Here is an 8,498-nt window from a genome sequence, read left to right as displayed (position 1 = left end):
GGGGATTGATTGGGGGAACGCCCTGGGGGTATGCGCGGAGCGCGGGCCCGCCGGCGCGGGTCGGAGGGGACGGGTGGGTCGTGGGCGACGTGGTGGACGAGCAGGGCCGAGGTGGAGTCATGAACGGGGCGCATGGTTACCGGATCACCGTTCCCGGGCGGCCTGGCGGGCACGCCCCGCAGGTGATGGCGGTGGTGTACCGCTCGGCGGAGACCACGGACGAGGGCCTCGTGGTCTACCTGGGCGAGGACGGACTGCGGGTGACGGTGCTCGGCACGGTCGCCTGCTTCCTGGAGCCCTACCCGCCCGGCCTGTGCCACCCCTACGGGTACGCCTATCCGCTGACCGCGAGCTGAGTGCGAGCCGACTGCGGTGCGAGCCAACTGCGGTGCGAGCCGCCCGCGGTGCGCGCAGACCACGGCCCGACCGGGAGCCGGTCGGGCCGTGGCATGTCGGGTGTCGGGTGTCGGACCGGGGCGTCAGGCGGCGGCCGGTTGGCCGGCGAACGCGGTGACCAGGGCCCGGTCGAAGGCCGGCAGGTCGTCCGGCTTGCGGCTGGAGACCAGCGTGTTGGGGCCGTTCGTGCAGACCACCACGGGGCGGTCGGTCCAGTGCGCGCCCGCGTTGCGCAGGTCGGTGTGGAGGCTGGGCCAGGAGGTCATCGCGCGGTCGCGGACGACGTCGGCCTCGATCAGCGTCCACGGCCCGTGGCAGATCACCGCGACGGGCTTGCCGCGGGCGAAGAACCCGGCGGCGAACTCCACCGCCTTCGGGTCGGTGCGCAGGAAGTCCGGGTTGGCGACGCCGCCGGGCAGCACCAGGGCGTCGAAGTCGGCGGCCGAGACGTCCGCGACGGCCGCGTCCACCATGAACGGGTCGGCCCGGTCCAGGTGGTGGAAGGCCCGGATCTCGCCCAGCTCGGTGGAGACCAGCCGGGGGGTGCCGCCGTGGTCCAGGACGGTCTGCCACGGCGAGGTCAGCTCGACCTGCTCGGTGCCCTCGGGCGCGACCAGGAAGGCCACGGTCATCCCCGCCAGCTCGTTCGGCCCGCCGCCGGTGGTGCCGCCGTTGCCGTTGCTGTCGCTCATGTCGGCTCTCCGTTCTCGGTTCTCGGTTCCCGGTGCTTCGGTGCCGTTCCTCCACGCACGTGCGCGGAAGGGGCCCCTCCGGCGCGTCTCGCCACGAACCGAATCGGTCAAACCGTGATGAAGGAGGCAAAATGACCGCCTCGGCGGCCTAGGGTGGAGGCGGCGGGACGGACGGCGGAGGAGGCGGGACACGGTGGACGGCGAACAGTCCGGACTGGAGGCCACGGTCGACCGGCTGCGCACCGAGCTGGAGGGGCTGCGCACCGCGATGCGGACCCGGGCGGTGATCGAGCAGGCCAAGGGCGTGCTGGTCGGACGGCTCGGCTGCACGCCCGAGGAGGCGTTCGAGCAACTGGTGAGCCGCTCCCAGGCCGAGAACCGCAAACTGGCGCAGCTCGCCGCCGACCTGCTCGCCAACGCCGCCCCGCCCCCGGCCGCACGCGACGTCCCGGCAGACCCGCCCGCAGAGCCGCCGCCCGCAGAGCCACCACCCGTCGCACCGGCGCAGAACGCACCGACGCAGAACGCACCGACGCAGGACACCCCGGCGCAGGCCGAATCCGCCTCCGAGGGGGAAGGCGAGGACGAAGGGAAGCACGCGGACGCGGACGCGGGCGCGGGCGAGAGCGGCGAGGGGCTGGCGACCCGCTTCCACCTGGCCGCCGCCGCGCTCACCACCGCCGCCGACCCCGACGAACTCGCCGAGCGCCTGTACCGCGCCGCCCTCGCCCCGCTCGGCGCCGGGGCGCTCGTCCTCGCCGTGCGCGAACCGGACGGCGCGCTGCGGCTGGTCGGCGCGTACGGGGTGGCGTCCCGGCAGCTCAGCCAGTGGCAGCGGATCCCGCCGCGGACCCGGGTGCCGCTCACCGAGGCCGTCCGCACCGACCGGCCGGTGTGGGTGGCCGACCGGCGCGAGTTCGCGGCCCGCTACCCCGAGCCGGCCGGTGACGACCTGGTCCCCGGCACCACCGTCTGCGCCCTCCCGCTGCACGCCCGCGGGCGGCTGCTCGGCGCGCTCAAGATCGGCTGGCCGGAGCCGCACCGCCCCGACCCGGCCGTCGAGGCCCACCTGGCCGCGCTCGCCGACCTCGCCGCCGACACGCTGCTGCGCCTGCCCGGCGTCCTGCTGACCGAGGCGCCCCCCGCCGGGCTCGACCCGGCGGGCGCCCCGTGGTTCCGGGCCGTGCTGGACGGCCTGCTGGACCCGGTCCTGGTGCTGGGCGCCGTCCGCGACCGGGACGGCAAGGTCGCCGACCTGCAGGTCGAGCACGCCAACGCGCCCACCGTCGACCTGGCCGGACGGGACGCCACCGAGCTGCGCGGCCGCCGCCTGACCGAGCTGTACCCGGGCATGGTCGCCTCCGGCACCTTCGACCGCCTGCGCACCGCCGCCGCCGACGGCATCCCCTACCGGGGCGAGGCGGAACGGTACGTCGAGACCGTCGCGGGCAGCGCCCGGGCCAGCGCGATGACCGTGTGCGCCACCCCGTTCCAGGACGGCCTGCTGCTCACCTGGCGGGCCCACGACGAACGCGACCGGCAGATCGCCCAACTCGCCCAGACCGCCCGGCTGGCCCGGGTCGGCACCTGGGAGTGGCACCCCGGTGAGCGCCGGATCGCCTGCTCGGACGACGTCCCGCACCTGTTCGGCGCCCCCGGTGGCACCGCCGGCACCGACGGCCTCGACCCGCGCGCCGCCCTCGGCGCGATCGCCCCCGCCGACCGCGAAGCCGTCCGCGCCGCCGCCCTGGCCCTGCTGGACGGCCGCACCCCCGTCACCGTCGACTTCGCGGTCCGCGCCGCCGACGGCTACCGCAACCTGCGCGCCCTCGGCGAGACCGCCGTCGCCGACGACGGCCGGCTGCTCTCGCTCAGCGGCGTCGTCCAGGACGTCACCTCCTGGCGGCGCGCCGAGCAGGCCCTCAGCGACACCCGCGACCGCCTCGCCGACCAGCGCCGCCGCACCGGCGACGAACAGCGCGCCGTCCGCGCCCTCCAGCAGGCCCTGATGCGCGCCCCCGCCGGCCGCCCCGTCCCCGGACTCGACAGCGCCGGCCGCTACCTGCCCGCCGAACGCGCCCACAAGGTCGGCGGCGACTGGTACGAACTGCTCGACCTCCCCGACGGCACCGTCCTGCTCGCCGTCGGCGACGTCTCCGGACACGGCCTGCCCGCCGCCGTCGCCATGTCCCAACTCCGGTACGCACTAAGGGGAATGGCTTACGACGACGCCGAACCCGGACAACTCCTCGACCGGCTCGACCGGATGCTCTGCCACCAGCGCGCCGACCACATCGCCGCCGTCACCGTCGCCCGCCTCGACCCCCGCACCGGCCACCTCGCCTGGGCCCGGGCCGGCCACCTGCCGCCCGTCCTGCTCCACGACGGCACCGCCCGCAGCCTCGAACCGCCGCCCGGCCTGATCCTCGGCGTCAACCCGCGCGCCCGCCGCTCCACCGCCGAACTCGACCTCGCCCCCGGCGACACCCTGCTGCTCTACACCGACGGCCTGATCGAACGGCGCGGCACCGCACCCGGCACCAGCCCGGGCACGGACCCCGGCGGCGTCGCCCGGCTGCTGCACGCCTGCACCGAGTACCGCGCCGCCCCCGACCCGGCCGGACTGGTCGACCACCTGCTGCGCCGCTTCGGCGCACCCAACCCCTTCGACGACATCTGCCTGCTCGCCGTCCGCCGCCGCCCCTGACCGGGTGGCCGGGGGCGTGCCCGGACCCGCTCCGCAGGCGCACCTCCAGGGGTCACTCCACCTCGCTGGCGATCTCGATGCACGCGAGGTCGATCTGGTCGGCGAGCTGGCGGACCAGGTCGGCGAGGGCGCTGGTGGTCTCCGGGTCGAGCCCGCTGTCGTCGCGGCCGGCCCACTCCTCCCACTCGCCGGGCAGTGCCCGCAGCAGCTCGACCACCTGGAAAGCCGGGATGGCCAGGCCGCCGGACTCTCCGCAGATCACCGGAACATTGAGCCGTCCCACGGTGTCCACCTCCTCCTGCGTTCGGATCCTGCCGTCGCGTTTCACGTCCTGCCTTCACTCGGCGTCTGCCCGGAGCGGTCGGGCGGAAACGGCGGCGCGCCGCGGCCGCGGCGGCGGTGGCTGGTGTCGCACAGCGGGTAGCGGCGGCTGCGGCGGCAGGTGCAGACCGCGACGACCGGGCGGTCGCAGCGCAGCACGGTGCCGTCCGGCAGGAGCAGCTCCACCGGCCCGTCGATCAGCAGCGGACCGCGCTCGGTCAGCCGGACCCGGGGCACGGGCGGGGGCGGCGGTAGCGGTGGTCCGGTGGTGGGGGCCGGGTCAGTCGCGGACACCGCGGATCACCACCAACTCCTCGGTGCGGACGCCAGGTTCGATCAGACCGACGCGTTCGAACCACGGCGCGCGGGCCGTCATCACCGGGCCGAAGCCCTGCAGGCGCCGGGCGGCGACCGAGGTCCGCAGCCCGGCGTCCCGCAACTGCCGCACCGTGGCGTCGGGCCGGGCCAGCGAGGACTGCACGAGCAGCAGCACCCCGCCCGGCGCGAGCAGCGGCGGCACCCGGCGGCACAGCCGGTCCAGCAGCAGACGCCCGTCCGGCCCGGCGTCCCAGGCCCGGGCCGGGCCGGACGACGGCGGTCCGGGCCTGGGCGAGGGCACGTACGGGGGATTGCTCAGCACCAGGTCGTACCGGTACCGGGCGCCGGGGCCGGAGGCGGAGGAGCCGGGCGTGGCGGGGTCGGACGGGGTGGGGTCGGTCGGTGCGGGGTCGGTCGTGGTGAGGTCGCCGTGTCGGACGCGCAGCGGGAGGCGGTGCAGGTGGGCGTTCAGCCAGGCGGTGGCGAGCGAGAGCCGCGACAGGTCCACGGCGGTCACCCGGCAGCCGCGTCGGGCGGCGGCCAGGGCGAGCGCGCCGCAGCCCGTGCCGATGTCCAGGCAGCGCGCGCCGGGCCGCAGCGGCTCCCGGCCGAGCACGTCCAGCAGCAGGGCGGTGTCCCCCTGGGCGGGGTACACACCGGGCGGTCGTAGCAGCAGCATGGGACCGCGTATGCCCGACGGGCCGCGGACGACACCCGAGCACGAGGGCGCGGGGTCAGTGCGGGGCGGCGGCGGTGGGTGTGGTGGCCGCGGTGCGGCGGGTGAGGTCGTCGACGACGGCGGCGAGGCGGCCGTGGCGGGCGAGGGCGGCGCGTTGGTGGTCGGCGCCGCCGCCGGTGGTCAGCAGGCGGGCGGTCAGCTGCCGGGCGAGGCCGAGTTCGCGGGTGCGCAGCAGGGCGGGGGCGGTGAACTCGACCAGGTCGGGCAGGAGTTGGCGGACCGGTCGGAGCGCACCGGTGCGCGGGTCGGGCAGGCGGGCGTCGAGGCCGGCGGACGCGGCCCGGCGGTGGGCCAGCCGCAGCGGTACGTCGGGCAGCGGCCGGATCCGGACCCGCGGGTCGAGCAGGGTGTGGGCTAGGGCGCGCAGCAGGACGGCGAGCAGCAGGATGGTGTCCAACTCGGCGCAGCTGTCGGCGATCCGGACCTCCAGGGTGGGCAGGTGCTCGGACGGCCGGGCGTACCAGTACAGCATCCGGCGGTCGAGGATCACCCCGTCCTCGACCAGCCGGTCCAGGGCGGTGCGGTAGCCGGGCTCGTCCAGGACGGGGGCCGGGCCGAAGGTCGGCCAGCGGGCGTACCGTTCGGGCCGGACGGAGGCGGTGCCCCGGTCGGCGCCCTCGCAGAACGGGGAGTTGGCGCAGAACGCCTGGAACAGCGGCAGCCAGCTGCGCATCCGGGCGCTGAGCGCCAGCGCCTGACGGAGCGTCAGGTCGCCCAAGTGGACGTGGCAGCCGCACAGTTCGGCCCCGACCTGGTCGGCGACGCCGTCGATCCGGTCGGCCAGCCGCAGGTAGCGGGGCTTCGGGGTGACGGTCAGCGGGTGGCGGCTGGGCAGCACGGGGGTGCCGGTGGCGGTGAGCCGGCAGCCGGCCCGCTCGGCGGCGGACAGCAACGCGCCCCGGGTGTCGGCGAGTTCGGCGCGCAGCTCGGCGGCGGTGGCGACCGGCCGGGTGCAGCCCTCCACCTGGGTGGCCAGGAACTCGTGCTGGGCGCGCGGTCCGAGCGTACGGGCGGCGTCCGAGACCACCGCCTCGGCGGCGGGCACCGTCACCCGGCTGCGCGGGCCGGTCAGCAGGAACTCCTCCTCGACGCCGAAGCGCAGCAGCGGCGGGGGCCGGTCGGTCGGCGGCGGTCCGGCGGAGGCGCTCACCGGTCGGCTCCCTCCGGGACCGGGCTGCCCGTCGCCGCCGGGCCCGGATCGAACTCGGGCAGCGGGGCGCGCAGCGATCCGAATCCGAATCCGAATCCGAATCCGGATTCGGAGCCGTGGTCGTGGTCGTGGCCTTCGGAGCCGTGGTCGTGGTCTTCGGAGTCGGGGCCGGGGGCGGGGCGCCAGGCGGCCATCAGGTGGTCGGCGAACCGGTCCTCGGCGCGGAGGTAGGCCAGGGCGCCGAAGGCGATCTCGGGTCCCGGGCAGTCGGGCAGGGTGAGCAGCGGGTCGATCACGGTGTGCCGCACCAGCTGCTCGTGGACGGCGTCGGCCAGGACGTGCTCCCGGTAGAAGAGCGTTCCGCGCGGCGTGGCGCCGAGCCGTTCGAACGCCTCGGCGAGCCGGGCCGCGCCCGGCGGGGAGGTGATCTCCACGGCCGCGAACTGTCCGACCAGCGCGGCCCGCAGGGCCCGGTGCAGGCCGAACAGCGACATCGTGTTGACGACGGCCAGCGCGGGCGCGGGCACCGCGTCCAGGTACGCGCCGTAGGCCGGGTCGAGGCCGAAGTCGGCCATCATCGCGGCGAACAGCTCGGCGTGGGCCCGCTCCGGCCGGCCCGCGCCGTACTCGTCGTACTGCACGGCGACCAGCGCCGCCTTCGCCGGGTTCGGCAGCCGGGGCACCGCCCACATCTGCGGGTCGGCCTCCTTCAAGTGGTACAGCGAGCGGTGCGCCAGGTACTCGCGGGCCTGCTGCCGGGTGCCCGCCGTCAGCAGGTGGTGCGAGGGCCCGTCGCCGTCCGGCGGTTCGACCAGCAGCCCGGCCAGCACCTCCGCCAGCGGGGGCGGCTCGCCCACCTCCCGGCGCAGCGCGTCCAAGAACGCCCGCTCCAGCCGCCCGCGCAGCGCGAGCAGCGGCGGCGACCACTCCCAGGCCGGGTCGACGCCCGCGAAGCCGCGGTAGTGCAGCTCGTAGCAGACGTACAGGGTGAGCTGGACGTCCTCGCCCCACGGGTCCGCCGGGACCTCGGCCAGCATCGGCGCCAGGTGGGTGGGCGCGGGGTGGCGCAGGGAGGCGAGGACGGCGGCCGAGAGCGGGCCCCGGGCGGCGGGCAGCCCGGGGGCGTCGGTGGTCGGAGGGGTACCGGTGGTCGGACCGGTACCGGCGGTCGGAGGGGAGTCGGTGGTCGGACGGGCGTCGGTCGGCATGGTGTCACCTCACTCCGGGCGCAGTTCCAGGACGCAGCACTTGGGGCCGCCGCCGGCCTTCCGCAGCTCCGGGAGGCCGACCGGGACCGGGACGTACCCCGCCGCCCGCAGCTGTTCGGCCAGGCCCCGGGCGCCGTCCGGCAGCACCACGTGGCGGCCGTCGCTGATGGCGTTCAGGCCGAACGCGGCGGCGTCCGGGGCGCGGGCCAGGATCGCGTCCGGGTAGAGGCGGCGCAGCAGCCGGCGGGTCTCGGGGGCGAACGCGTCCGGGTAGTACATCACCCGGGAGTCGTCCAGGACGGCCAGCGCGGTGTCCAGGTGGTAGTAGCGCGGATCGGTCAGCCGCAGCGAGACCACCGGCCGCCCGAACACCCGCTCGGCCTCCCGGTGGGCGGCGGCGGTGGTGCGGAAGCCGGTGGCGGCGAGGATCCGCGGCCCGGCCGGCAGCAGGTCGCCCTCGCCCTCGTTCACCTCGGCGGCGGTCCGGACCTGCCGGAACCGGGCGGCGGTGAACCAGCGCCGGTGCGCCGCCGACTCGCCCGCCCGCTCCCGGTGCCGGAACCGGGCCACCAGCACCCGGCCGCCCACCACCGTCGCCCCGTTCGCGGTGAACACCATGTCGGGCAGGCCCGGCTCCGGCGCCAGCAGGTCGACCCGGTGGCCGAGCGAGCGCAGCACCGACGCCAGCCCCTCCCACTGCCGCAGCGCCGCCGCCCGGTCCACCGGGCGGTCCGGGTCCATCCACGGATTGATCGCGTACTCCACCGCGAAGTGCTCGGGCGGGCACAGCAGGTAGCGTCGCCGCCGGACGGCCGGGTCGGCGGGCACGGGCGGGGCGGCGACGACGGGCGCGGGGGCGGGGGAGGCGTTCATGCGGCACGTCTGTCCGCCGCGGTCCGAGGCGAAACGGCTTCCGGGCTGGGCTGGACGGGAGGAGACGGGGCGGGAGGAGACGGGGCGGGGCGGC

General features: G+C 76.6%; 9 protein-coding genes. 2 read left to right on the top strand and 7 right to left on the bottom strand.

Going from position 1 to position 8,498, the window contains the following annotated elements; genetic code table 11:
- Positions 1 to 119 precede the first annotated feature (119 nt).
- Positions 120 to 356: a DUF6296 family protein gene (locus IH44_RS47005; protein ID WP_157852605.1), complete on the top strand. Its 237-nt coding sequence runs from the start codon at positions 120 to 122 to the stop codon at positions 354 to 356.
- 123 nt (positions 357 to 479) lie between these two features.
- On the opposite strand, the gene IH44_RS0137710 is transcribed toward IH44_RS47005, so the two are convergent.
- Entirely contained in the window at positions 480 to 1,028 is a 549-nt protein-coding gene (locus tag IH44_RS0137710) for a type 1 glutamine amidotransferase domain-containing protein (RefSeq protein ID WP_030464363.1), read from the bottom strand.
- A gap of 253 nt (positions 1,029 to 1,281) precedes the next feature.
- Between IH44_RS0137710 and IH44_RS0137705 the strand changes: the two genes are divergently transcribed.
- Complete coding sequence (locus IH44_RS0137705; RefSeq protein ID WP_030464362.1) at positions 1,282 to 3,795, top strand: SpoIIE family protein phosphatase; 2,514 nt, start codon at positions 1,282 to 1,284, stop codon at positions 3,793 to 3,795.
- Between the two features lie 52 nt (positions 3,796 to 3,847).
- Here the strand turns inward: IH44_RS0137705 and IH44_RS0137700 are convergent, their stop codons facing one another.
- From IH44_RS0137700 to ddaH, 6 genes are read right to left on the bottom strand one after another with little or no spacing between them, the layout of a single operon-like run.
- On the bottom strand, positions 3,848 to 4,087 hold the full coding sequence (locus tag IH44_RS0137700; protein WP_157852604.1) for a DUF6213 family protein: 240 nt from the start codon (positions 4,085 to 4,087) through the stop codon (positions 3,848 to 3,850).
- Between the two features lie 32 nt (positions 4,088 to 4,119).
- The gene (locus tag IH44_RS41995; protein WP_369795048.1) at positions 4,120 to 4,410 is read right to left on the bottom strand and encodes a CDGSH iron-sulfur domain-containing protein; all 291 of its coding nucleotides are present in this window, start codon (positions 4,408 to 4,410) and stop codon (positions 4,120 to 4,122) included.
- A complete protein-coding gene (locus IH44_RS0137690) occupies positions 4,397 to 5,113 on the bottom strand; it encodes a methyltransferase (RefSeq protein WP_030464360.1) in 717 nt (238 codons plus the stop codon). The genes IH44_RS41995 and IH44_RS0137690 overlap by 14 nt, the downstream gene beginning before the upstream one ends.
- A 55-nt stretch (positions 5,114 to 5,168) precedes the next feature.
- Positions 5,169 to 6,323, bottom strand: a complete 1,155-nt coding sequence (locus IH44_RS0137685) for a YbdK family carboxylate-amine ligase (RefSeq protein WP_051818149.1) — start codon at positions 6,321 to 6,323, stop codon at positions 5,169 to 5,171.
- Positions 6,320 to 7,531 carry an iron-containing redox enzyme family protein gene (locus IH44_RS0137680; RefSeq protein ID WP_107066726.1) on the bottom strand — a complete coding sequence of 404 codons (1,212 nt, stop codon included), beginning with the start codon at positions 7,529 to 7,531 and terminating at the stop codon, positions 6,320 to 6,322. The genes IH44_RS0137685 and IH44_RS0137680 overlap by 4 nt, the downstream gene beginning before the upstream one ends.
- 9 nt (positions 7,532 to 7,540) lie before the next feature.
- A complete protein-coding gene (gene ddaH, locus IH44_RS0137675; RefSeq protein ID WP_081967361.1) occupies positions 7,541 to 8,404 on the bottom strand; it encodes a dimethylargininase in 864 nt (287 codons plus the stop codon).
- Between the last annotated feature and the right edge of the window lie 94 nt (positions 8,405 to 8,498).

The sequence above is a fragment of the Kitasatospora sp. NRRL B-11411 genome, from assembly GCF_000721345.1.
GTDB lineage: Bacteria > Actinomycetota > Actinomycetes > Streptomycetales > Streptomycetaceae > Kitasatospora > Kitasatospora cineracea.
The sequence above is the reverse complement of the archived record's forward strand: the minus strand, read 5'-3'. Positions and strand labels throughout refer to the sequence as shown.

Excerpts from the sequence above, each read along its gene's own strand:
- IH44_RS0137710 (WP_030464363.1), bottom strand. The coding sequence starts at position 1,028 with ATGACCGTGGCCTTCCTGGTCGCGCCCGAGGGCACCGAGCAGGTCGAG.
- IH44_RS0137680 (WP_107066726.1), bottom strand. The coding sequence starts at position 7,531 with ATGCCGACCGACGCCCGTCCGACCACCGACTCCCCTCCGACCGCCGGT.
- IH44_RS0137690 (WP_030464360.1), bottom strand. The coding sequence starts at position 5,113 with ATGCTGCTGCTACGACCGCCCGGTGTGTACCCCGCCCAGGGGGACACC.
- IH44_RS47005 (WP_157852605.1), top strand. The coding sequence starts at position 120 with ATGAACGGGGCGCATGGTTACCGGATCACCGTTCCCGGGCGGCCTGGC.
- ddaH (WP_081967361.1), bottom strand. The coding sequence starts at position 8,404 with ATGAACGCCTCCCCCGCCCCCGCGCCCGTCGTCGCCGCCCCGCCCGTG.